We start from the raw sequence: 23,260 nt of genomic DNA on the forward strand, positions 1-23,260 counted from the left end.
CAGCGCCGCTTGAGTCCAGCGGCCGCTCAGGTCAGACGGCCCCTCAGGTCCAGCGAGCCGTATCGGCGCGGTCGACGGCGGTCAGCAGCGTCGCGGTGGACACGACGGTCCAGTCGCAGAGGTCGTAGCGGCGGCTGAGCTTGTCGCGTACCGCCGCCTCCGCCTCGCCTTCGGGCAGCTTCGAGCGCTCCCACATCGCGAGGTTGGGCCGGCGGGTCAGCAGCAGGCTGCGCACGCCCCCGTGCAGCCCGGCGCCCGTCACCTCGTCCGGGCGCGTGCCCGTGCGGTCGCCGGTCGCCTGCCAGAGGCCGACTACCTGCGAATCGTAGGCGCCCTCGAAGCCCGGCCACGCCGCGGCGCAGAGATCGAGGAACTCCGGCCAGTTCGGTTCCGGCACGGCGAACCAGCGGAACGCGTAATTGCCCTGACGGATGGGCGGCACCGTGTCGGTGGGGCGAAGGGTCGGCGTCAGGACCTCGCTGGTCACGGCGCGGATGTCGTCGGACGTCGCCAGCAGCGCGCGTTCGGCCGCCACCGCCGTCGTCCCGTGGGGCCAGACGCTGATCGCCTGCACCTCGTCCCGCGGCCGGCCGATCTGGCTGCGCCAGATGCCATAGAGCTGGCCGCCGGCCTCGCCGATGCGTCGGGCGCCGTCGCCAGCCAGCCGGTCGGCAACGGCCTGCCATCGGCGCGGCGCGGCGTCGATGCGGTGGTGGACGAAGGACGCGCTCACACCAAGACTTTGTGGCGGCTGAGCGTGAAGCCTTCGTAGCCGCCGGCGGTGATCTCGTCGCAGCGCTTCTTGTAGCGGTCGAAGCCGCCGACATAGGGCATGAACACGCGCGGCTTGCCCGGAATGTTGGCGCCGACGTACCAGGAGTTGGCCAGCGGATAGAGGGTGCTGTCGGCTACCGCGTTGACGTGCCCGACCCAGTCGGCTTCGGCCTGCGGCGAGGGTTCGATGCGGTCGAGCTGGTGCTTGCCGAGATGGTCGAGCGCATCGGCGATCCAGTCCACGTGCTGCTCGATCGAGGCGATCATCTGTGTCTTCACGCCGGGGCTGCCGGGACCTGTGACGACGAACATGTTGGGGAAGCCCGAGACCATCAGGCCGAGATAGGTGAGCGGGCCACCCTCCCAATGGTCGGCCAGCACCGCGCCCTCGCTCGTCCGAATGTCGATCTCGCGCAGCGCGCCGGTCATGGCGTCGAAGCCGGTGGCGAAGACGATGGCGTCGAGTTCGTACTCTTTCTTGCCCGTCCGCACGCCCTTCTCCGTGATCTCCTGGATCGGATCGGAGCGGACGTCGACCAGCACGACGTTGTCGCGATTGTAGGTCTCGTAATAGTTCGTATCGAGGCAGAGCCGCTTGGTGCCGATCGGATGGTCCTTGGGCGCCAGCAGCTCGGCCGTCGCCTTGTCCTTCACGATGCCGCGGATCTTGTTGCGCGCGAACTCCGAGGCCGTGTCGTTGGCCTCCTTGTTCACCAGCAGGTCGGTGTAGGTATAGAGGTAGCTGATGCTGCCGCCCTCCTGCCACTTGGCCTCGTAGGCGGCGTTGCGCTCTTCCTCGGTGACCTCGAGGGCCGACTTGGTCGGCCGCGGATAGCCGCCGATCGCGAAGGGCGTGTCGTAGGCGGCGCGCCGGCGGGCCGGATACTCGGCCTTGTGGCGGCTCTCGCGCTCTTCCTCCATCGGCGCGTTGCGCGCCGGCAGGCTGAAATTGGCGGTGCGCTGGAAGACATGCAGGTGTTTGGCCTGCTGCGCGATCAGCGGGATCATCTGGACGCCCGAGGAGCCCGTGCCGATGACACCGACCCGCAGCCCGGTGAAGTCGACGCCCTCATGCGGCCATAGGCCCGAATGGTACCACTTGCCTTTGAAGCTTCCGATGCCCTTGAAGTCGGGCACGCGCGGCGTCGAGAGATTGCCCGATGCCATGATGCAATAGCGCGCGCGGATCTCCTCGCCCTTGACGGTGCGCAGCGTCCATTCGTTGGCCTTGCCGTCGAACAGCGCCGACTTGATGCGGGTGTCGAGCTGCACGTCCCGGCGCAGGTCGAAGCGGTCGGCGACATGGTTGATGTACTTCAGGATCTCGGGCTGCGTGCCGTAGCGTTCCGGCCACTTCCACTCCTGCTGCAGCTCGTCTGAAAAGCTGTAGGAGTATTCGAGACTCTCGACGTCGCAGCGCGCGCCTGGATAGCGGTTCCAGAACCAGGTGCCGCCGATGCCGGAGCCGGCTTCATAGGCGCGGACCTTGAGGCCAAGCTTGCGCAGGCGGTGAATGGCATAAAGTCCCGCGAGTCCGCCGCCGACGATCGCGACATCGAGGGGGGCGACATCGGGCGGGCGAGGTGCGGGCGTGTGCGAAGCATCGGGCATGCGACGGCTCCTAGGTTGAATTTTTGCTCTGCGAGCGGTGTCCGACGGGCGTGCAGGACAAGCGTCGACTCGGTCGCCTGTTTTGGCAAGAGCGTCGAGCCCGCGTGCGGAACTGATGGCGGGCCATGCAAGGCACGCGTTGCTGCAAATCCATGTGATCGCGCGAAGATCGTTGGCCCGCCGATTGTTTCGGCACTATTCTTTTTTCATGACAACAGCGCGAAACCCCGGTTGAGAACGGCAGGATAGGTCGTGGATCAGTCGGTGCCGCCGCCCGCTCTCAAGACATCGCCCGTATCGCCGGCAGTCGGCCTGGCGCCTCCAGCGCGGGTGAGCCGGACGTCCGGCATCATGCGTGTCCTGAAGCGGCCGCGCTCCATCGTCATCGGCCTCCTGTTGCTCGCGGCGGTCGCCTATGGCGGCCGCGAGCTCCATCTGCGTCTCACCCATGTCTACGAATACGATGCGCGCGTAACCGCCGACATCGTGACCGTGTCGAGCCGCGCCGAAGGCTGGATCGTCGAACTCCCGGTGCGCGAAGGCCAGCGCGTCGAGGCGGGCCAGACCCTGGTGAAGATCGACGACCGCGCGGCTAAGCTGCGCGTCGACGGCTTGCGGGCGCAGATCGAAGGCGTGCGGGTCGAACGGGCAAGACTGCGGGCGGAGCGCAAGCTCGACCAGAACCAAGCCGATGCCGCGATGCGCACGCGCACCTCGACCATCACGGTCCGCGAGAAGGCACTGGCCGCCTTGAATGCCGACCTCGATTTCGCGAGGCTCGAACTCGATCGCAGCCGGACGCTGTTCGCCAGCAAGGTCATCAACGAGCGGCAGCTCCAGGTGGCGCAGGCGGCGGTGACGAAGCTCGAGATCCAGATCCTGCAGCTCCAGGCCGAGCACGAGCAGGCCGAAGGCAGCCTCGGCGAGGCGAAGGTCGGCCATGATCGTCTGGGCGTGATCGACGCGCAGATCGAGGCGCTGACCCACCAAGTCGCGGTGCTGGCGGCGCAAATGCGCCAGCAGCAGGTCGATGTCGAGGACCGCACGATCAAGAGCCCGATCCCTGCCGTGATCGACCGCACTTTCACCTTGCCGGGCGAATATGTAGCGGCAGGCCAGCGCATCCTGCTGCTGCACAATCCCGACGAGGTCTGGGTCGAGGCCAACATCAAGGAAACCCAGGTCGGCAAGCTCAAGCTCGGCCAGACCGTGCGCGTCTCGGTCGATGCCTATCCCAACGACACGTTCGTCGGCCGGGTGGGGCGCATCGGCAGCGCCACGACCGCGCGCTTCGCGCTGCTGCCGACGCCCAATCCCTCGGGCAACTTCACCAAGATCACGCAGCGCGTGCCGGTGAAGATCGACATCGTCCAGATGCCGAAGCCGCTCACGCCCGGCATGATGGTCGAAGTCGAAATTGACATTCGGTAAGGCGGAGCAGGCGATCATGTCGTTGCCCATCCTTCGAGACGGCCGCGCCGCGGCCTCCTCAGAATTTGTGAATCTTTGTCTTTCGGATGCCCGCCCGTGATGATTCCATCGAAGCGAATTTGGTGGAGGAGTTGATGCCGGAGAAGGGTTTGTTCGGCGATCTTCCGGAGCAGTTGGTGGCGAAGGCCGAGCACGGGTCGGGCAAGCCGCGGATGCGCGAGCCGGAGCGGCGGCAGGTGGAACTTCGGCCGGTAGATCTCGACAGCCTTCTGGCGGCGGATCATCCGGCGCGGGTGATCTGGCGGTATGTCGAGCGATTGGACCTGAAGGTGCTGGAGGACGCGATCGGGGCTCGCGAGCACACGCCGGGCCAGGCTCCGGCGAGCCCTCGTCTTCTGCTGGCGCTGTGGCTCTATGCGACGAGCCAGGGCGTGGGCAGCGCGCGGGCGCTGGAGCGGCTGTGCGCGAGCCACGATGCCTATCGGTGGCTGTGCGGCGGGGTGAGCGTGAACTATCACGGTCTGGCCGACTTCCGCAGCGGTCATGGCGAACTGCTGGATCGGCTTCTGACGCACAACATCGCGGCACTCATGGCGGAGGATGTGATCGAGCTTGCCGAGGTGGTGCAGGACGGGGTTCGGGTGCGGGCGGGCGCGGGAGCCTCTTCGTTCCGGCGCCGGCAGAGCCTGCACAAGCACCTGAAGAAGGCAGGCCGGCTGGTCGAGTATCTGAAGCGGGAACTCGACGAGGACCCCGACGCCAGCAACCGGCGCATCAAGGCGGCCCAGGAGCGGGCCGCGCGCGAGCGCGAGCAGCGCGTGGCGACGGCGCTCGACAAGCTGGCCGAGATCGAGGCCGAGCGGGAGCGACGCGGCAAGACCAACAAGAAGCAGGTGGCCAAGCAGAAGGAGCCTCGCACCTCGACCACCGATCCCCAGGCGCGCGTCATGAAGATGGCGGATGGCGGCTTCCGGCCGGCCTACAACTGCCAGATCGGCACGGTGGCCAAAGGCCAGATCGTGGTCGACGTCGCCATCGACACCACGGGTTCGGACCGCGGCCTGCTGCGGCCCATGCTGGAGCGGCTGAAAGAACGCTATCAACGGCAGCCCCGGCGCCATCTGGTCGATGGGGGTTTCAACAAGAACGAGGATACGGAAGAGGCGTTCAAGCAGGGTGTGCTGATCTACGGACCGACCACCCGGAACAAGCACAAGAGCGATCCCTATGCGCCGCGGCCCCAGGACGGCCCCGGCGTTGCCGCCTGGCGCCGGCGTATGCGAAGCCCGCACGGCAAGGGCGTCTACAAACGACGGGGGACGGGCGAGTGCATCAACGCCCGCTTCCGGCAGTGGGGCCTGCGCCAGTTCACCGTGCGCGGCGTTCACAAGGTCAAAACCGTCCTGCTCTGGTTCGCCCTTGCCAACAACATCATCGCCGGCCACCGCCTCAAGACAACCAATGCATGACCAGGCCATTCCGGGGCCTGCACCGCTACGGCCACCAACGCACCCCAAGACAACAACGGCGCCCGGCGTAGCAGCCCACGCCAATACACCCCCGAGAGCTTGCCCAATACACTCACAAGCTCTCAGGATGAGGTTTGCGATTTTGGAACCAAAACGACCTCATGCTGAGGAGCGAGCAGAGCGAGCGTCTCGAAGCATGGGCAACGCCAATGCTGTAGCCGCATCATGACGGCGGCAGCCGTTCCCCTGCAGACGGCGGCGGCGCTCACGGAGCGCTACGGGCCCTCCTATCGCTGGCTGGTCACCGTCACCGGCATGATGGGCGTCGTGTCGATGGTGCTGGCGATGACCACGGTGAACGTGGCGGTGCCCGACGTGATGGGCGCTTTCGGCATCGGCCAGGACAAGGCGCAGTGGATGTCGTCGGCCTACATGGCGACGATGACGGCGGGCATGCTGATCAACGCCTGGGTGAGCGGCATCCTGGGCGAGCGGCGCACCTTCGTGGGCGCGCTGTTCTTCTTCTCGGTGGGCGCCCTGATGGGCGGCTCGGCGCCGACCGAGGATGCGCTGATCTTCGCCCGCGTCCTGCAGGGGTTCAGCGCCGGCATCGCCCAGCCGCTGGTCATGGCCACGATCTTCACCGTCTTCCCGCCGGAGCGCCGCGGCATGGCGATGGGCGTGTTCGGTCTCGGCGTCGTCTTCGCGCCGGCGATCGGGCCGACCCTGGGCGGGCTGATGATCGAATACTTCTCGTGGCGCTACGTCTTCTTCATCTCGCTGCCGTTCTGCGTCGTCGCGGCCGTCCTCGGCATGGTGTTCATGCCGACCCGGCCGATCCCCAAGGTCATTCCGCCCTTCGACTGGCTGGGCTTCGCGCTTCTCTGCACGGCGCTGCTGGGGCTGATGACCGGCATCGCCGACGGCCAGCGCGAGGGCTGGAGCTCCGACACCATCGTGTTCCGGCTGGTTCTCGGCGCGGTGGCCACGGTCGCCTTCGTCTGCTGGGAGCTCTACACGCCGCGGGCGCTGCTCGACGTGCGCATCTTCGGCAACGTCGAGTTCGCCGCCGCCGCCCTCATCGCCTTCATCTTCGGCGCCGGCATGATGGGCTCTACCTACATCATTCCGGTCTTCGTGCAGACCATCATCGGCTTCACGCCGCTGCTGGCCGGGCTGATGATGATGCCGGCCGGCATCATGCTGGCCTTCATCTTCCCGCTCGCCGGCCGCCTGTCCGACGCCATGCCGGCCTCGACGATGATTATCGGCGGGCTGGTGCTGTTCGCGGCCGGCTTCGCCTGGATGACGACCGCCGACATCGACACGACCTTCTGGACGCTGGTCTGCATGGTCATGGTGTCCCGGCTGGGGCTGGGGTTCATCAATCCCAGCCTCAATGCCTCGTCGCTGAAGGCGCTGCCGGCCGACAAGGTGCGCCAGGGTTCGGGCGTCGCCAACTTCATGCGCCAGCTGGGCGGCGCCTTCGGCATCAACCTGATGGTCGCCTTCTTCGAGATCCGCACCCGCTTCCATGCCGACGCACTGACCGCCACCCAGGACTGGGGCAACCGCACGACCGACCGCATGCTGACCCAGGTCGAGCACCTGATGCAGAAGAGCGGCCTGCCGTTCCAGCAGCAGAAGGCGGGCGCCCTCGAGTATCTGGCCACGATGTTGCAGAGCAACGCGCAGATGATGGCGTTCTCCGATACGTTCATCGTTGTGGGCGTGGTGGCGCTTCTGGCCCTGTTTCCCGCGGCGATGCTGTCGCGTTCGCAGCGCCGGTCGCGCCGATGAGTCACACGATGCGGCTCTTCTTGTCGCCCCAGTAACGGTCGCGCAGCAGGCGCTTGTAGAGTTTGCCGGTCGGCAGGCGCGGCAGCTCGTCCTCGAAATCGACCGAGCGCGGCACCTTCTGCCGGGCGAGATGCTGGCCGCAGAAGGCGATCAGCTCCTCGGCGGTGGCAGCCGTCTTCGGCACGCCCGGCACGAGCTGGACGACCGCCTTCACCTCCTCGCCGAGATCGGCATTGGGCACGCCGAACACCGCCGCGTCTGCCACCTTGGGATGGGTGATCAGCAGGTTCTCGCATTCCTGCGGGTAGATGTTCACGCCGCCGGAAATGATCATGAAGGTCGCGCGGTCGGTCAGGTAGAGGTAGCCGTCGGCATCGACATAGCCGACGTCGCCCACCGTGCTCATCGTGCCGTCCTCGGAACGCGCCTCGCGTGTCTTGGCAGGATCGTTGAAATACTCGAACGGCGTCGCGGTCCTGAACCACAGGGTCCCGGCCGTGCCGGTGGGTAGCGGCTTCATGTCATTGTCGAGCACGTGCAGTTCGCCCAGGAGGACGCGTCCCACCGTGCCCTTGTGCGCCAGCCATTCCTGCGCGTTGCAGGCGGTGAAGCCCAGCCCCTCGGTGGCGCCGTAATATTCGTGGATGATCGGACCCCACCAGGCGATCATCTGTTCCTTCACCTGGACCGGGCAGGGCGCCGCCGCATGGATGGCGATCTCCAGCGAGCCGAGGTCGTACCGCTTCCGCGTCTCCTCCGGCAGCTTCAGCATCCGCGAGAACATCGTCGGCACGAGCTGGCTGTGCGTGACGCGATGCTTTTCGATGAGCTGCAGGTAATGCTCGGGGTCGAAGCGCTCCATGACGATCACGGTGCCGCCCATGCGGATCGTGAGGTTCACCGCCGCCTGCGGCGCCGAATGGTAGAGCGGGGCCGGCGAGAGGTAGATCATGCCTTCGCGGTACTGCCAGAGCTTCAGCAGGAAGGAGAAGATCGGCAGGAGTTGCGACGGCGGCTGTTCGGCCAGCGGCCGCACGATCCCCTTCGGCCGTCCCGTGGTGCCGGACGAGTAGAGCATCGCGGTCCCAAGCGATTCGTCGGCGATCGGCGTCGTGGGCAGGCCGGTCGTCGCCTCCGCGAGATTGACGATCTTTGCTTCGCCGGCCGATCCGCCGCCGGGCCCGTCGACGACGATGCAGAGCGCGATCCCGGGACAGTGGGCCAGGGCCGCCAGGGCCACGTCCCGCTTGGCCTGCGAGGTGATGAGCACTTTCGAGGCGCTGTTGTTCAGGATGTAGGCAAGCTCTTCGGCCGTCAGGAACGAGTTCACGCACGTGTAGTAGGTGCCGGTGCGTTCGCCGGCGGTACAGCACTCCACGTAGCGCGCGTTGTTTTCCATGAAGATCGAATAGTGGTCGAGCCGCTTCACGCCGTGGGCGCGCAGCAGGTGCGCCAGCCGGTTGCTGCGCGCCTCCAGTTCGCCATAGGTCACGGTCTCGCCGCTGCCCGCCATGATCACCGCAGGATGGGACGCCTGCGTCGTCGCGTATTTGCCCGGGTACATTTTGTTTCCTCCGCCGAAACTATAGACGGCGTACCGGAGCTGCGCCAAAGTCCGCGCATGCTCGATTCATCGCTCAAGTCCAAAATCATGGACGAAGTCGATCGCCGCTTCGACGATCAGACGAACGTGCTGGCCGATCTGGTCAGAATCCCCTCCACCCGTTTCCAGGAAGCGCCGGCCCAGGACATGATGGCGCGCCTGTTCAAGGAGGACGGGCTCGGCATCGACCGCTGGCAGGTCAAGATCGACGACCTCAAGCACCTGCCGGGCTACTCGCCGCATTCGCTGGATTACGACGATGCCTGGAACGTGGTCGGCGCCTGGCGGCCGTCCAATCCCAAGGGCCGGTCGCTGATTCTCAACGGCCACATCGACGTGGTGCCCGAGGGACCGCACGAGATGTGGACCCGCAATCCCTACGACGCCTACGTCAAAGACGGCTGGATGTACGGCCGCGGCTCGGGCGACATGAAGGCCGGGCTGATCCTCAACGTCTTCGCGCTGCGCGCGCTCCGCGCTCTGGGCTACATGCCGGCGGCCGACGTCTACCAGCAATCGGTGGTCGAGGAAGAATGCACCGGCAACGGCGCGCTCGCCTGCCTGCAGCGCGGCTATCGCGCCGACGCGGCGCTGATCCCCGAACCGTCGGGCTGCACGCTCACGGTGGCTCAGGTCGGCGTCATGTGGTTCCAGGTCAAGGTCACCGGCCACCCGGTGCATGTCTACAAGGCCGATGCCGGCTCGAACGCGATCGAATCGGCCTACCGCATCATTCAGCAGCTGCGCGAACTCGAGAAGAAGTGGAACGCGCTGAAGGTGCACGACAAGGACTTCTGCGACCATCACCATCCGGTGAACTTCAACGTCGGCAAGATCGCCGGCGGCGACTGGGCGAGTTCGGTCCCGTCCTGGTGCACCTTCGACATGCGCGTGGGCGTGCTGCCGACCCAGACGCTGAAGGAGTGCCGCCAGGAGGTCGAGGACACGATCCACCGCGCCGCCGCCAACGATCCCTTCCTTGGCAACAACCTGCCGACCATCAGCTGGGAAGGCTTCCAGGCCGAGCCCTACGTGCTGAAGAACCACGAGCATGTGCGCGACGTGCTGGCCGAGGCGCACAAGACGGTGTTCGGCGCCGAACTCGACGACCGGCGAACCACCGGCACGACCGACGCCCGTTTCTTCGGCCTCTATGCCGGCCTGCCGGCTCTGGTCTATGGACCGCAGTCCGACGACGTGCACGGCTTCGACGAGCGGGTGAACATCGAATCGATCCGCAAGATCACCCAGTCGACGGCGCTGTTCATCGCCGAATGGTGCGGCCTGGAGAAGGTCTGACCGCTTCTGCCCCTCATATGTCCTCTCCGCCACGAAGTGGGGGAGAGGAAGGGACCCGTTGCGCAAGCAACGGGGAGGTGAGGTGGTGCTGATTGCGAACGAGGTGGCTGACGGCAGGAGGCCTTGACCCACCTCACCTACCCTACGCTTTGCGCAGGCGACGATAGAGAGTCCGCGCCAACCGTCGCTTCGTGAGACTCAGGAGGGCGGCGGCGGGTCGCGGGTAAACATCCTCAACGTGTCGCGAAGGGCCGATTCGTCGAGGTCGCGGGTGATGAACACGATGCGCGTGCGGCGGTCGCGGCCCGGCCATTTCTTCATCTGCAGGGGCGGGTGAAAGACGTGCTGCACCCCGTGGATGACGAGAGGCCCGTCGAAGCCTTCGATGTTCACGATGCCCTTCACGCGCAGTATGTCGGGGCCCTTCATTCCCAGGAGAAGCCCAAGCCAGGTGTCGAAGGCGGAGGCCGGGATGGGCTCTTCCACCGTCAGGCAGACGGCCTTGATGTGCTCGTCGTGCCGGTTGATGTCGTGCCCGTGCCCGTGCCCGTGCCCGTGCCCGTGCCCGTGCCCGTGCCCGTGCCCGTGCTCATGTCCAGACGTGTAGGCTTCGGCCTTCAGCCAGCGCTGCACGTCCAGACTCTTGGTTTCGGGATTGTACAATCCGGCATCGAGAAGGCTCGCAGGGTCGACCTCACCCTGCCGGCTGACGATGATCGGGGCCGCCGGGTTCAGGCGGCGCAGCCGCTGCGACAGGGCCATCGATTGCGCCGGCGTGACCAGGTCGGTCTTGGTCAGCAGCAGGCGATCGGCGACGGCGGCCTGCTTCACGGACTCGATCTGCCGGTCGAGCGTGGGTTCGCCGGTCGCGGCATCCACGGTCGTGATGACGCCATCCAGGCGGTAGGCCGAGGTGAGCGCGAGATCCGACATCAGCGTGTGCAGGATCGGCGCCGGATCGGCGAGTCCCGTCGTCTCGATCAGCACCCGGTCGAACGGCGTGACGGTTCCATTCAACTTGCGGGCGGTCAGGCCGCGCAACGTGTCGACCAGGTCGCCTCGGATCGTGCAGCAAAGGCACCCGCTCTTCAGCAGGACCATGTCCTCGGTCGAGCTTTCGACCAGTTCGTGATCGAGACCGACTTCGCCGAACTCGTTGATGACGACGACGGTGCGCGCGAACGCCGCCCGGGACAGAAGCCTGTTGAGGACCGTCGTCTTGCCGCTGCCGAGAAACCCGGTCAGCAGCGACACGGGCACGAGCGGCCCGCCATCGCGTTGCCGCTGTGGCCGGGTCATTCCTGTCCCGGCATTTTCCAGACGGGGAAGGGGTCGGGGAAGCGTGCCCACATCACGGGTCCCATCGTCATTTCGGCGTCGGTCAGCAGGCAGTCGTCGAGACGGCGCGTGAGTTCCTTGCGGTCCATACCTTTCGTGCCAATGAAGACGATCTCCTGCCGGCGGTCGCCATAGGGACTCTTGAAGGAGTTGCGGATGGTGGCGCGCCAGGTCGAGTCCTGCGGCCAGTCCTCGCGCTTCACCGCCGCCCACCAGGCGCCCGCCGCTTCGTGGCGCAGCATGCCGCCGGCCTGGCTGAGGGAGCCCGCGAAGTTCATGCGGGACGCCAGCCAGAAGAAGCCTTTGGAGCGGATCACGCCGTCCCAGCGGCCGTTGAGCAGGGCATAGAGGCGCATGGGATTGAACGGCCGGCGGGCCTTGTAGACGAAGCTCCAGAAACCGTAGGTCTCGGTCTCCGGCGTATGGAGGCCGCGCATCTCCTGCATCCAGCCGGGAGCTTCGCTCGCCTTCTCGTAGGAGAACAGGCCGGTGTCCATGATCTGGTCGAGCGGCACCCTGCCGAATTCGCCCGTGACGATCCGGGCCTTGGCATTGAGGCGTCGCAGCATGGTCTTCAGGAAGCCGAGTTCATCTGGTGAGACGAGATCGGCCTTGTTCACGACGATGACGTCGGCGAACTCGACCTGCTCGACCAGCAGGTCGACCACCGTCCGCGTATCTTCCGGCTCGGCGGTCTGGCCGCGCTGGTGCAGGAAGTCGGCCGAGCTGTAGTCCTCGATGAAGGCCCGGGCGTCGACCACCGTCACCATCGTGTCGAGGCGCGCGACCTTCGACAGGCTCTTGCCCGCCTCGTCCTCGAATTCGAAGGTGGCGGCGACGGGCATCGGCTCGGAAATGCCGGTCGATTCGATCAGCAGATAGTCGAAGCGTCCCTCGCCCGCCAGCCGCTCGACCTCCTGCAGGAGATCCTCGCGCAGGGTGCAGCAGATGCAGCCGTTCGACATCTCGACCAGCTTTTCTTCGCTGCGGCTCAACTCGGCGCCGCCCTGGCGCACGAGGGCAGCGTCGATGTTGATCTCGCTCATGTCGTTCACGATCACCGCGACCTTGCGGCCCTCGCGGTTGTTCAGGACATGATTGAGCAAGGTCGTCTTGCCGGCGCCGAGATAGCCGGACAGCACGGTGACGGGGAGCCTATTCATCGTCGTGAACCTCGTTGAGGCAGAGAAAGAGTCTCGTCTGGCCGCTACCGGCGACCGGCGGTGAGCGGTGCACGATGGCTTCCGTGCCGGCGCGCACCACGCCCTTGAAGAGACCGGCGGCGAAGCGCGGGAACTCGTTCAAGGGCCCGCGATAGCGGCGCTGCGCCTTCAGCGCCCGGGCGGCATGCCCCAGTGGCGGCCATTGCGTGCCGGGACCGCGATAGGTTGCATTGAGACGGTAGCCGACATGGTCGCGATGGAAGCGCCAGCAGGCATCGTGGGCGATCGCTTCCAAGCGCAGGTCGACGTCTCGGCTGCCGGTGCGCGCGGCGAAGCCGCGTGCGAGGGCTGAGATGTCGTCGATCAGCGCCCGTCGCTCGGAACTGTCGGCCAGCGCCACGAGATCGCAGAGGGCGGCGAGGCGGGCCGGGACGCAGGCGGCCGGTCCGATGAAGTGGCCCTCGGGCAGGCGTTCCGTCGGCAGGGAATCGAGCCAGGCCGCCAGCCCCGCCGTCTGCGGGCGATGCCAGATGGCGAGGGCGACGTCGTTCTCGACAACCCGATCCAGGACGGCGTCGTCGGGGCTCTCGACGACCCGTTTGCTCACGGTACCAGACAAGGGGAGTCCTCTCCGACGTCAGGGACGACTGTGACGACCTCCAATGTTGTTACAGTATAACATTTCTATTGGTCAAGCTGCGGAGAGTGCGAGGCAAATAAAAAGGGCGGGAGTTGCCTCCCGCCCCGTCACCGGTCCGCCGTTACGCGGCTTACTGGACGATCTCGACGGGCCCGTGATTGTCGCAATGGGCGCCGTGCGGGTGATGCAGGTGCCCGTCGACCAGATAGTCTACATGGTCGCCATGCGGCACCGCTTCGTGGCCGCAGCCTGGGCCGTGCTTGTGGTTCTTGTCATGGCCGGCACAGACATGGTCGGGCGTGCAGGCCCCCGGATTGTGGGCGCTCACCTCGATCGTGTGCTCGTCGACGTGATCGCCGTGGGGGTGATGGAGATGGCCATCGTGCAGATAGTCGAGATGCTCGCCGTGCTTGATCGCGGTATGGCCGCAGGCCGGACCGTGCGCGTGCGGATGGTCGGCATGGATCTTGTGGTCGTGGCTGGACATGACATTCATCCTTTCCTGAAGAATCAGTGCCTCTCGCCGGCGTGGGCGACGGCATTGCGGACAAGCGTGAGAACGTGATCGTCGGCGATCCGATAGATGACGCTCTTGCCCTCCCTCTGGCGCTCGATCAGTCGGGCGGCGTGCAACACCTGAAGGCGCGCCGAAACGGTGGTGATCTTCTCCTCCTCGGCGGCGGCGATTTCCGAGACGCTGAGACTGTTGTCGGCGAGCAGCATCAGGGTCCGCAGGCGCGCAACGTCCGACAGGGCGTCGAACATGCGGGCCGCTTCTTCCAGGTGCCGGCCGCCGGCTGTTTTGAGCATGGGTTCCCTTGCCGTCGATCTAACAATCCATAGATCATTGGAATGATGGAATCAAGTCGGCCGTCAGGGGCGGAATCTCCCCGCCCCTGACGGAGGAGGCGGGGAGAACTCGGGTCAGCCGGCGATCGCCTGCTCGGCGGGCGCGTGGGGAAGGCCGAGGCTCTCGGCCGCCGCCTTGTGTGTCAGCTGGCCGCGATGGACGTTGAGGCCGGCGGCGAGATGCGGGTTCGCGGAGATGGCGGCGAGGCCCTTGGCGGCGAGAGCGAGGCCGAAGGGCAGGGTGGCGTTGTTCAGCGCCTCGCTCGACGTCAGCGGGACCGCGCCCGGCATGTTGGCCACGCAATAATGGATGATGCCGTCGACCTCGTAGGTCGGCTCGGCATGCGTGGTGGCGTGCGAGGTCTCGAAGCAGCCGCCCTGGTCGATGGCGACGTCGACGATCACCGAGGCCGGCTTCATCGACTTGAGCATCGCCTTGGTCACCAGCTTGGGTGCAGTGGCGCCGGCCACCAGCACCGCGCCGATCACGGCGTCGGCGGAGAACACTTCCTGCTCGATGGAGTCGATCGTCGAATAGCGCGTGCGGACCCGGCCCTGAAACAGATCGTCGAGCTCCCGCAACCGCGGCAGCGAGCGGTCGAGCACCGTGACTTCGGCGCCGAGGCCTGCCGCCATGCGCGCGGCATGCGTGCCCACGACACCGCCGCCCAGCACCACGACGTGGGCCGGCTTCACGCCCGGCACGCCGCCCAGCAGCAGGCCACGGCCGCCGCGATGGCGCTGCAGGGCGCCGCCCGCCGCCTCGATCGAAAGTCGGCCGGCGACCTCGCTCATCGGCGCCAGCAACGGCAGGCCGCCGCGTGCGTCGGTCACGGTCTCGTAGGCAATGGCGGTGCAGCCGGATTCGATCAGGCCCCTGGCCTGGGCCGGATCGGCGGCGAGATGGAGATAGGTGAACAGGATCTGGCCGGCGCGCAGTTGCGCCCATTCGCCCGGCTGCGGCTCCTTCACCTTCACGATCATCTCGGCGGTCGAGAAGATCTCGGCGGCGGTGCCGGCAATGCGGGCGCCGGCGGTACGGTAGACCTCGTCGCTCGCGCCGATCCCGGCGCCGGCGCCGGTCTCGACCACGACTTCGTGGCCGGCATGGACGTATTCGCGGACCGCGCCGGGCGTCAGCCCGACGCGATATTCATGCATTTTGATCTCTTTCGGCACACCGACGCGCATAGGGAATCTCCAGGCTGTTTCGGGTGTCATCAAACCAAGGAAGGCGGGTTTGTTTCCCGGCATTCTGAAGAGCAATTGTGTCTATCCTGCCGGAATTCTACGCTGGACGGCGAAAGTGCGCAGGATTCCGAACATGCAACTCGACAAGATCGACGCCACCATCCTGTCGGAGCTGACGGAGAATGCCCGCGTCAGCCAGGTCGATCTCGCGGCCCGCGTCGGCCTGTCCAGCACCGCGGTGGCGCGGCGCCAGCGTGCACTGGAGGAGGCGGGCCTGATCCGCGGCTACCAGGCGGTGCTCGATCTCGGCCGCTTCGGCCTCGGCACGACGGTCGTGGTGCGGATCACGCTCGACAGCCAGAGCGACGAGGCGCTGACGGCGTTCGAGGCGGGTGTGCTCGACTGTCCCTCGGTGGTGCGCTGCTTCCTGATGTCGGGCAGCGACGACTATGTCGTGATCGTGCTGGCGCGCGACATCGAGGATTTCGAGCGCATCCATCGCACCGAACTCTCCCGCCTGCCGCGGGTCGCCCGGCTGGAATCGAGCTTCGCCCTGCGCGATGTCGTGACCCGTGCTGTCCCACCGTCGGTGTTCGGCAAGACCGCGCGAGGGTCTCAGCGCAGGCGTCGCCCTGAAGCGTAGACACCGAGCGCCACGCCGCCCAGCACGACCGCCACGGCCACGAGGCGCTCCCCCGACAACGGCTCGCCGGTCAGGTAGGCCGAGATGGCGAGCGCGGCGCAGGGCACGAGCAGGCTGACGGGGCCGACCTTCGCGGCGGGATAGGTGCGCAGCAGCGTGCCCCAGATCAGGTAGCCCAGCCACATCACCGGAACGACCGTGTAGAAGAGCACGAACCAGCCGCGCCAGGTCGGCGCGAGGATCGGCGCGGCCAGCGCCGCCGGCCCGTCGAGCACGAGCGACGCCAGCGCCAGCGGGATCGGCGGCAGGACGCTTGCCCAGATCGTGACCGCGAACATCGAGACGCCGCGGGCCGAGCGGAAGACGAGGTTGCCCAGCGCCCAGGCGAAGGCCGACATCAGCGCGAGGCCGACGGCGAGCAGCGGCGTGTCGTCCGAGATCGAGCGGGCGAGCAGCACGACGCCGGCGACCGCGACGGCGAGGCCGAGCCACTGCCCGCGCGTCGCATGCTCGCGCAGCAGCAGGGCGGCCAGCACGACGGTGAGCGGCCCCTGCAGCTGCACCAGGACCGAGGTGAGGCCGGGCGGCAGACCCGCGCCCATGGCGAAGAACAGGAAGACGAACTGGCCGGCGAACATCAGCCCGCCGATGCCGGCCAACACCGCCCACGATACGTTGGGCTTCGGGATGAACAAAGCCGGCAGGGCGCCCAGCAGGAAGCGCCAGGTCGCGAAGGCGAAGGGCGTGAACTCGTCGAGGCCCAACCGGATGACCGTGAAGTTCAGCCCCCACATCGCCACGATGAGGAGGGCCGCCGCTAAGTGCGTCGGGCTCATGCCCGACGCAGGGGATGCAGCGGGCTCAAGTGCCTACAGCCAGACCCACGGACGCGAGCTCTTGTCCGAGGACTGCCACGCCTCGATTTCGTCGCGCCGCGACATGGTGAGCGCGATGTCGTCGAGTCCGTTCAGCATCGCGTGCTGGCGCCGCGCATCGACCTGGAAGGGAATGGTGCGGCCGGTCGGCGAGATCACCTGGCAGTTCTCGAGGTCGACGGTGATGCGCGCGTTGCCCGGCGAGGCTTTCATCTCGTCGGCGAGCTGCTCGATCTCGTGGATCGGCAGCGCCACCGGCAGGAGCCCGTTCTGGAAGCAGTTGTTGTTGAAGATGTCGCCGAAGTAGGGGGCGATCACCGCCTTGATGCCCATGCCTTTCAGCGCCCACACCGCGCCCTCGCGGCTCGAGCCGCAGCCGAAATTCTCCCGGCTGAGGATGATCGGCGCGTCGCGATAGGGCGTCTGGTTGAAGATGCAGTCCGGATCCTCGCTGCCGTCGGGCTTGAAGCGGATCTGCTCGAAGGCATAGGGGCCCAGCCCTTCGCGGGTCACGTTGTCGACCAGCCGCTCGATGCGGATGATCAGGTCGGTGTCGACGTTCTGGCGCATCAACGGCGTGGCGACGCCCGTCACCTTGGTGAACTTGTCCATCTTGAGTCTCCTCCTCCCACCTCATCCTGAGGAGCGCGCGCAGCGCGCGTCTCGAAGGATGGGCAACAATCGTGGTGCCCGTTCCCACCCTTCGAGACGCGCTACGCGCTCCTCAGGGTGAGGTCGTGCGTTACATCTTTCTCACGTCGGCGATGGCGCCCTTGATGGCGGCGGCGGCGGCCATGGCGGGGCTCGCGAGATGGGTGCGCGCGCCGGGGCCCTGGCGCCCGACGAAGTTGCGGTTGGAGGTCGAGACGCTGCGCTTGCCGGGCGGCACCCGCTCGCCGTTGGAGGCCAGGCACATCGAGCAGCCGGGCTCGCGCCATTCGAAGCCGGCGTCGGTGAACACGCGGTCGAGGCCCTCGGCCTCGGCTTCGGCCTTGATGCGCACCGAGCCCGGCACGACCCAGGCGGTCACGTGGTCGGCCTTGTGGCGGCCCTTCACGATCTCGGCGGCGGCGCGCAGGTCGGAGATTCGGGAGTTGGTGCAGGAGCCGATGAACACCCAGTCGACCGGGGTGCCCTCGATCGGCTTGCCGGGTTCGAGGCCCTGGTACTGGAGCGCCGCTTCCCAGGCGCCGCGTTTCTCCTCGGGACCGGTGCGCGGATCGGGGATGGCGCGATCAACGGCAATGACATGCTCGGGGCTGGTGCCCCAGGTGATCTGCGGCGCGACGTTCTTCATGTCGATCGTATGCTCGCGATCGAACTCGGCATCGGGATCGGTCGGCAGGCTGCGCCAATGCGCGACGGCGCGGTCCCACATCGCGCCCTTCGGCGCATAGTCGCGGCCGTTCAGGTATTCGTAGGTCGTGTCGTCGGGCGCGACCATGCCGGTGCGCGCACCCATCTCGATGGTGAGGTTGCACAGCGTCAGCCGCGCCTCGACCGGCAAGGCGCGTACCGCCGAGCCCGCATACTCGACCGAGTAGCCGGTGCCGGCGGCCGTGCCGAGTTCGCCGATCAGGTGAAGGATCATGTCCTTGGCCGTGACGCCCGGCATCAGCTTGCCCTCGAAGCTGGCGCGCATCCGCTTGGGCTTGCGCTGCACCATGGTCTGCGTGGCGATGACATGAACCAGTTCGGACGAGCCGATTCCGAAGGCCAGCGCGCCCATGCCGCCATGGGTGGAGGTATGGCTGTCGCCGCACACCAGCGTCGTGCCGGGGAGCGTCAGCCCCTGTTCGGGCCCCATCACGTGCACGATGCCCTGGCCGTCCTGGCCGAGGTCGAACAGCTTGATGCCGTAGGCGCTGGTCGTCTCGCGCATCGACTTGATCAGCGGCAGGCCCGGCGGATGGGTATGTTCCGTGCGGCCGGGCTTGGTCGACATGGTGTGATCGGGCGTGCCGTAGATCAGCCGCGGCTGCGATGGCGGATAGCCCTTGTCGATGGCTTCCTTCAGCGCCTTGCCGCCCGACATGTCGTGCAGCAGCAGGCGATCGATGTGCAGCAGCACGAAACCGTTGCCGAGATCGGTGATGACGTGGCTGTCCCAGATCTTGTCGAACAGGGTCTTGCCCATGGGGGTTGGCCTTTGGGTGTTGGGGTTTCCGCCGGAGGCGGATATCAGCACCCGGCGAGCCGCGCCGCCAGCCCTTCGCGATCATCGTCGCGCAGCAGTTCCGCAGACGGATACCACCGCGATATTCCGAGCCTCGGTCCCCAGAGCCAGTCTGCGATAGGAGGCAGCAGGATCACCGTGGAGATACCGAGCGAAGCTGCGGCATGTGCGGGCCACTTGTCGTCGCCCACGACCAGACGACAAGCCGCGATCTCGTCGGGGGTGCGCACGAGATCGATCCCGGCAAGGCCTGCGGGCGGCTCGGTGTCCGTGAACCATCCGATGCGGGACGAAGGTTCGGGCGTGCGTCTCAGCCTGGCGGGCGGGGGCAGCGCGTCGCTCGTCCAATTCAGCAGAAGCGGCAGGCTGCGGAGCGGCGCGGCGGCCGCAAACCCTTCCAGGGACTCGCCCCGGCGGACCGTGGGACCGTCGAGCCAGTCGGCGAGGGTCGCGCTGCACTGCACGGTGGCCTCTACGCACCGTGCCAGCATCAAGGTATCGCGAAGGGCGGCTTCGCTCTCGATGTCGGCCTGCTCGGGATAGAGCAGCAGACGGCCTTCCAGCGGCTCGCCCTGCCAGCGCGGCAGCTCGGGGGTGTAACGCTCGCCCGGGATCTCCAGCCGCGCCTCGTAGTCGCCGAGCCCGCGCCACCAGTCGCCCTGGCGCAGCAGCAGCTCGCCGCGTCGCAGCCGAAGGCGCGGATCGTTGGGCTGGCTCACCAGCGCGGTTTCGAGATCCGCGAGGGCGCCGGCCCATTCGCCGCGCGCGGCCAGCAGGTCCGCCCGGGCGCTGAGCGCCGGCAGCAGCCTGTGGTCGATCGACAGAGCGAGATCGTAGGCGCGCTCGGCTTCCTCGGTGCGGCCCAGGGCTTCGAGCGTGCGGCCGGTATTGTGCGAAATGAAGGCGTCGTCCGGCTTCAGCCGCGCCGCCTTGGCGAGGGCGGCCAGCGCCTGCTCGTGCCGGCCGAGCTGGATCAGGCAGCCCGCGAGGTTAGTCTGGGCCGAGACGTCGCGCGGCAGGAACTGGGCGGCGCGCTCCAGCGGCTCGCGGGCCTCGGCGAAACGACCCAGCTTGAGCCGGACCTGGCCCAGCAGATGGAGTGCCTGGCCCATGTTGGGTCGTGCCTCGACGACGCGGGCGAACATCGCCTCGGCAGAGGCGAAATCGCCCGCTGCCGCGCGCTGCAGGGCGTCGCGGCCGAGAGCCTGGATCTGCTGGTCATTGAGCGCCACGGGGCGGCTCTAGCAGAGCCGCGCCGGCTGGCAAAGGAGAACGGCAAAGAAAAAGCCGGCGGTCGCAAGGGAGGCAAGGGCGACCGCCGGCCAGGTACCGGAGTGGGATGGTCCCGTGCAGGGTATGAAACGGGACCCCTCCGGATTCGGATGTCAGACGCGCCAGAAGGGCTTGTTCGCCTCGAACTGGACGTCGGTCGGGCTGATGCCCAGGTCACGCATCGTGCGGTAGTCGAGATTGGCGAGCTCGCGGCGCTGCCGGGCGCGCTCGCGCCACGTCGCCAGGATCTGACCGAAGGCGGTGAAGCTGCCGGCCATCGGGGCCTGCGAAGAATGATGGATAGATATGTTGGCCATGGGACTGTTCCCGAAAAGGTTGAACTCTGTTGGCGTGGATGTGCGCTCCGGTACCCCCCTTTACAAACGACCCTTTGTCCTGTTTTGATTAAATTAGCTCATGTGAAGGATTCGCGATGAAACGATCCCTGCCGCCACTCAACGGCTTGCGTGCCTTCGAAGCCGCGGCACGCCATATGAGCTTTACCGATGCCGCTGAGGAATTGAGCGTCACGCAGGCCGCGATCAGCCATCAGGTGCGCGGGTTGGAACAGAGGCTCGGATTAAAATTGTTCGTGCGGCGCAATCGCTCGCTGCTGCTGTCCGAGGCCGGTCAGGCCTATCTCCCCTCGGTCCGTGCGGCCTTCGACCAGCTCAACGAGGCGACCGAGAAGCTGCTGCAGAAGGACAAGGGCGGCAACCTCACGGTGACCACGACCTCGTCCTTCGCAGTGAAATGGCTGGTGCCGCGGCTGGGCGGCTTCCAGCGCTCGCATCCGGAGATCGACGTGCGCATCTCGACCGGTACCGGGCTGGTCGATTTCTCGCGCGAGGATGTCGATATCGGCATCCGCTATGGCCGCGGTCAGTGGCCGAACCTGCTGGCCGAGCGGCTGGTCAGCGAGGATGTCATGCCGGTCTGCGCGCCCTCGCTGCTCAAGGGACCGAACGGGCTGAAGAAGCCGGCGGATCTCAGGCGCTTCACCCTGCTCCATATCGGCAGCTTTCCCGACGACTGGCAGGTCTGGCTGACGGCCGCGGGCGTGAAGGGCGTCGATGCCTCGCGCGGCGTTTCGTTCGATTTCGCGCTGGCGGCTTATCAGGCGGCGATGGACGGGCTGGGCGTTGCGTTGGGGCGCAACCCCCTGGTCGAGCCCGACCTCAAGGCCGGCCGGCTGGTTGTCCCTTTCGATTTCAAGCGCTCATCCGATTTCGCCTACTATCTCGTCTATCCGCCGGAGGCGATCCGTCGGCGCAAGATCAAGGCGTTTCGCGACTGGATCGTCTCCCTCTCCGAAGTGGCGCAACAGGCGGCCTGATCATGCAGTTCGGTTACTTCACGCTCTCGGACAATCGCTACCCGAACAACCCGCGCTCGGCCGAATCCTTCATCAAGGACATTTACGCCGAGGCGCTGTGGGCCGAGAAGGTCGGGCTGAACTCGGCCTGGATCGGCGAGCATCACTTCAATCTGCTGGGCGTCAATGCCTCACCGCTGGCGATGCTGGCGCAACTGGCGGGCGCCACGACGAAGCTGCGGCTGGCGCCGGCGGTGACCCTGCTGCCGGTGCACCATCCGCTGCACGTCGCCGAGGAATGGGCGACGCTCGATCTCCTGTCGGGCGGCCGGGTCGATTTCGCTGCCGGCCGCGGCTACGACCGCAAGGAATACGATCCCTTCCAGATGCCTTTCGACGATTCTGCCGAGCTGTTCGCCGAGGGGCTGGAGATCGTCTGGCGCGCCTGGACCGAGCCCGGCAAATGGTCCCACAAGGGCCGGTTCTACGAATTCAACGACGTCGAAGTGCGCCCGAAGCCGGCACAGAGCCCGCTCCGGCCCTACGTGGCCTGCTTTTCGCGGCCGTCGATGGAGCTGGCGGCGAAGAACGACTGGAACGTGATCTATGCGCCCTTCGCGGCCGCCATGGTCTACGGCTCGCTGGCCGACGCGGTGCGGGTCTATCGCGAGACGTGCGAGACGGGCTTCAAGCGGCCGATGCGGCGGGCCATGTGCTCCTACTTCGTGCACATCGCCTCGACGCCGGAGGAGGAACGCTACGGCAAGGAAGCGCTGGTCCGCTACTTCCAGGACGCGCTGATCGCGGCCTTTCCCTCGTCGACCGGCGAGAAGGTGCCGCCGACCTACAGGTACTTCGTCGACATCGTGAACATCCTGCGCGACATGCGGCCGGAGAAGCTGACCGACAAGTCGATCCTGTGCGGCAGCCCGCAGCACATCGTCGACACTCTGAAGCAGGTCGAGGCGGCCGGCGTCGCCGAGGTCATCCTCTACTTCAACTACGGCCAGAAACCGCATGCGATGGTGAAGGAGCAGATGCAGCGCTTCATGCTCGAGGTGGCGCCGCACTTCGCCTGACGCCGCCGCAGAGCCCCCACCGCCGATCAGGTTGCAAGTCGTTCGCAAGTGGCGGATGTTGGCGCATTACGCGTCTCGACGGAGTTAGTCTCATGGCTCGCATCAGTACGAAGGAAGAATTGCGGCGCATCATTGCCGAACCGCGACCGGCCAGCCGCGTCAAGATCCTCGACGCGCTGGACGAGCAGTCGATCGAGTTCCTGAAGCGCTGCCCGTTCGCCCTGCTCGGCACCACGTCGGCGGACGGTACCGTGGAAGTCTCTCCCAAGGGCGACGAGCCGGGCTTCATCAGGGTCGAGGATCCGAAGACGCTGCTGATCCCCGAGCGGGTCGGCAACAACCTGGCCTTCGGCCTGAACAACATCCTCGACACCGGCCAGATCGGCATCATCGCCCTGGTTCCGGCGACCGGCGAGACGCTGCGCATTTCCGGCACTGCGGAGATCCACGACGATCCCGATCTCGTGGCGTCGCTCAGCTCGCTGGGCAAGCCGGCGCTGCTGGCGACCCGCGTCCATATCAAGCATTGCTACTTCCACTGCGCCCGCTCGATCGTGCGCGCCAAGCTGTGGGATCCGAAGGCCTGGCCGGCGCCCGGCCGCATCTCGTTCGGCAAGATCATCGCGCCCCGCATCGGCGAAAGCGAGGCCGTCGCGGCGCAGATCGACGCCAATGTCGAGGGCGCCTATACGACGCGGCTGTGGCAGAATACCTGAGCGCGTAGAGAGGGGC

Annotated in this window: 22 protein-coding genes; 8 read left to right on the forward strand and 14 right to left on the reverse strand. The window is 66.8% G+C overall.

Annotated elements, in window-relative coordinates:
• Positions 1 to 43: 43 nt before the first annotated feature.
• Both ACP15H_RS25510 and ACP15H_RS25515 read right to left on the reverse strand, forming a co-directional pair.
• Positions 44 to 733, reverse strand: a complete 690-nt coding sequence (locus tag ACP15H_RS25510) for a hypothetical protein (RefSeq protein WP_425068935.1) — start codon at positions 731 to 733, stop codon at positions 44 to 46.
• Positions 730 to 2,385 carry a flavin-containing monooxygenase gene (locus tag ACP15H_RS25515; RefSeq protein WP_425068936.1) on the reverse strand — a complete coding sequence of 552 codons (1,656 nt, stop codon included), beginning with the start codon at positions 2,383 to 2,385 and terminating at the stop codon, positions 730 to 732. Before ACP15H_RS25515 ends, ACP15H_RS25510 begins: the two co-directional genes overlap by 4 nt.
• Positions 2,386 to 2,637: 252 nt before the next feature.
• Between ACP15H_RS25515 and ACP15H_RS25520 the strand changes: the two genes are divergently transcribed.
• The 3 genes from ACP15H_RS25520 to ACP15H_RS25530 all read left to right on the forward strand — a co-directional run bounded on the left by ACP15H_RS25520 (position 2,638) and on the right by ACP15H_RS25530 (position 7,085).
• Entirely contained in the window at positions 2,638 to 3,816 is a 1,179-nt protein-coding gene (locus ACP15H_RS25520) for an HlyD family secretion protein (RefSeq protein WP_425068937.1), read from the forward strand.
• Positions 3,817 to 3,950: 134 nt separating this feature from the next.
• A complete protein-coding gene (locus ACP15H_RS25525; RefSeq protein WP_425067152.1) occupies positions 3,951 to 5,285 on the forward strand; it encodes an IS1182 family transposase in 1,335 nt (444 codons plus the stop codon).
• A 225-nt stretch (positions 5,286 to 5,510) separates the two neighbouring features.
• A complete protein-coding gene (locus ACP15H_RS25530; protein ID WP_425068938.1) occupies positions 5,511 to 7,085 on the forward strand; it encodes a DHA2 family efflux MFS transporter permease subunit in 1,575 nt (524 codons plus the stop codon).
• Position 7,086: 1 nt separating this feature from the next.
• Here ACP15H_RS25530 and ACP15H_RS25535 read toward each other — a convergent pair whose 3' ends face one another.
• Positions 7,087 to 8,649, reverse strand: coding sequence for an AMP-binding protein (locus ACP15H_RS25535; protein WP_425068939.1), 1,563 nt, complete (start codon positions 8,647 to 8,649; stop codon positions 7,087 to 7,089).
• Between the two features lie 57 nt (positions 8,650 to 8,706).
• Between ACP15H_RS25535 and ACP15H_RS25540 the strand changes: the two genes are divergently transcribed.
• Positions 8,707 to 9,987, forward strand: a complete 1,281-nt coding sequence (locus tag ACP15H_RS25540; protein ID WP_425068940.1) for an ArgE/DapE family deacylase — start codon at positions 8,707 to 8,709, stop codon at positions 9,985 to 9,987.
• Positions 9,988 to 10,185: 198 nt separating this feature from the next.
• On the opposite strand, the gene ACP15H_RS25545 is transcribed toward ACP15H_RS25540, so the two are convergent.
• The 6 genes from ACP15H_RS25545 to ald form a co-directional block, all read right to left on the reverse strand.
• On the reverse strand, positions 10,186 to 11,286 hold the full coding sequence (locus ACP15H_RS25545) for a CobW family GTP-binding protein (RefSeq protein WP_425068941.1): 1,101 nt from the start codon (positions 11,284 to 11,286) through the stop codon (positions 10,186 to 10,188).
• Positions 11,283 to 12,488 (reverse strand): zinc metallochaperone GTPase ZigA, encoded by a 1,206-nt coding sequence (gene zigA / locus ACP15H_RS25550; RefSeq protein WP_425068942.1) that lies wholly within the window; start codon positions 12,486 to 12,488, stop codon positions 11,283 to 11,285. The genes ACP15H_RS25545 and zigA overlap by 4 nt, the downstream gene beginning before the upstream one ends.
• Positions 12,481 to 13,095: a DUF1826 domain-containing protein gene (locus ACP15H_RS25555; RefSeq protein ID WP_425068943.1), complete on the reverse strand. Its 615-nt coding sequence runs from the start codon at positions 13,093 to 13,095 to the stop codon at positions 12,481 to 12,483. Before ACP15H_RS25555 ends, zigA begins: the two co-directional genes overlap by 8 nt.
• Before the next feature lie 163 nt (positions 13,096 to 13,258).
• Complete coding sequence (locus tag ACP15H_RS25560) at positions 13,259 to 13,615, reverse strand: hypothetical protein (protein ID WP_425068944.1); 357 nt, start codon at positions 13,613 to 13,615, stop codon at positions 13,259 to 13,261.
• Positions 13,616 to 13,638: 23 nt separating this feature from the next.
• Positions 13,639 to 13,938 (reverse strand): ArsR/SmtB family transcription factor, encoded by a 300-nt coding sequence (locus tag ACP15H_RS25565; protein ID WP_425068945.1) that lies wholly within the window; start codon positions 13,936 to 13,938, stop codon positions 13,639 to 13,641.
• Positions 13,939 to 14,052: 114 nt separating this feature from the next.
• Entirely contained in the window at positions 14,053 to 15,168 is a 1,116-nt protein-coding gene (gene ald / locus ACP15H_RS25570; RefSeq protein WP_425068946.1) for an alanine dehydrogenase, read from the reverse strand.
• Positions 15,169 to 15,301: 133 nt separating this feature from the next.
• Here ald and ACP15H_RS25575 point away from each other — a divergent pair, with 133 nt between their 5' ends.
• Complete coding sequence (locus ACP15H_RS25575; protein ID WP_425068947.1) at positions 15,302 to 15,811, forward strand: Lrp/AsnC family transcriptional regulator; 510 nt, start codon at positions 15,302 to 15,304, stop codon at positions 15,809 to 15,811.
• Here the strand turns inward: ACP15H_RS25575 and ACP15H_RS25580 are convergent.
• The 5 genes from ACP15H_RS25580 to ACP15H_RS25600 form a co-directional block, all read right to left on the reverse strand.
• On the reverse strand, positions 15,784 to 16,647 hold the full coding sequence (locus ACP15H_RS25580; protein ID WP_425068948.1) for an EamA family transporter: 864 nt from the start codon (positions 16,645 to 16,647) through the stop codon (positions 15,784 to 15,786). The two genes, ACP15H_RS25575 and ACP15H_RS25580, sit on opposite strands and share 28 nt — an antisense overlap.
• 33 nt (positions 16,648 to 16,680) lie before the next feature.
• Positions 16,681 to 17,298, reverse strand: a complete 618-nt coding sequence (leuD, locus tag ACP15H_RS25585; protein WP_425068949.1) for a 3-isopropylmalate dehydratase small subunit — start codon at positions 17,296 to 17,298, stop codon at positions 16,681 to 16,683.
• 130 nt (positions 17,299 to 17,428) lie between these two features.
• Positions 17,429 to 18,823, reverse strand: a complete 1,395-nt coding sequence (gene leuC, locus ACP15H_RS25590) for a 3-isopropylmalate dehydratase large subunit (RefSeq protein ID WP_425068950.1) — start codon at positions 18,821 to 18,823, stop codon at positions 17,429 to 17,431.
• Between the two features lie 44 nt (positions 18,824 to 18,867).
• Positions 18,868 to 20,094 (reverse strand): tetratricopeptide repeat protein, encoded by a 1,227-nt coding sequence (locus ACP15H_RS25595; RefSeq protein ID WP_425068951.1) that lies wholly within the window; start codon positions 20,092 to 20,094, stop codon positions 18,868 to 18,870.
• A gap of 153 nt (positions 20,095 to 20,247) precedes the next feature.
• Entirely contained in the window at positions 20,248 to 20,451 is a 204-nt protein-coding gene (locus ACP15H_RS25600) for a DUF1127 domain-containing protein (protein WP_425068952.1), read from the reverse strand.
• A gap of 116 nt (positions 20,452 to 20,567) precedes the next feature.
• Between ACP15H_RS25600 and ACP15H_RS25605 the strand changes: the two genes are divergently transcribed.
• The 3 genes from ACP15H_RS25605 to ACP15H_RS25615 all read left to right on the forward strand — a co-directional run bounded on the left by ACP15H_RS25605 (position 20,568) and on the right by ACP15H_RS25615 (position 23,244).
• Complete coding sequence (locus tag ACP15H_RS25605) at positions 20,568 to 21,470, forward strand: transcriptional regulator GcvA (RefSeq protein WP_425068953.1); 903 nt, start codon at positions 20,568 to 20,570, stop codon at positions 21,468 to 21,470.
• A 2-nt stretch (positions 21,471 to 21,472) separates the two neighbouring features.
• A complete protein-coding gene (locus ACP15H_RS25610; RefSeq protein WP_425068954.1) occupies positions 21,473 to 22,528 on the forward strand; it encodes an LLM class flavin-dependent oxidoreductase in 1,056 nt (351 codons plus the stop codon).
• Between the two features lie 92 nt (positions 22,529 to 22,620).
• Positions 22,621 to 23,244 (forward strand): MSMEG_1061 family FMN-dependent PPOX-type flavoprotein, encoded by a 624-nt coding sequence (locus ACP15H_RS25615; protein WP_425068955.1) that lies wholly within the window; start codon positions 22,621 to 22,623, stop codon positions 23,242 to 23,244.
• Positions 23,245 to 23,260: the final 16 nt, after the last annotated feature.

Origin of the sequence: Reyranella sp. (assembly GCF_965249915.1) — a bacterium.
Taxonomy (GTDB): Bacteria; Pseudomonadota; Alphaproteobacteria; order Reyranellales; family Reyranellaceae; genus Reyranella.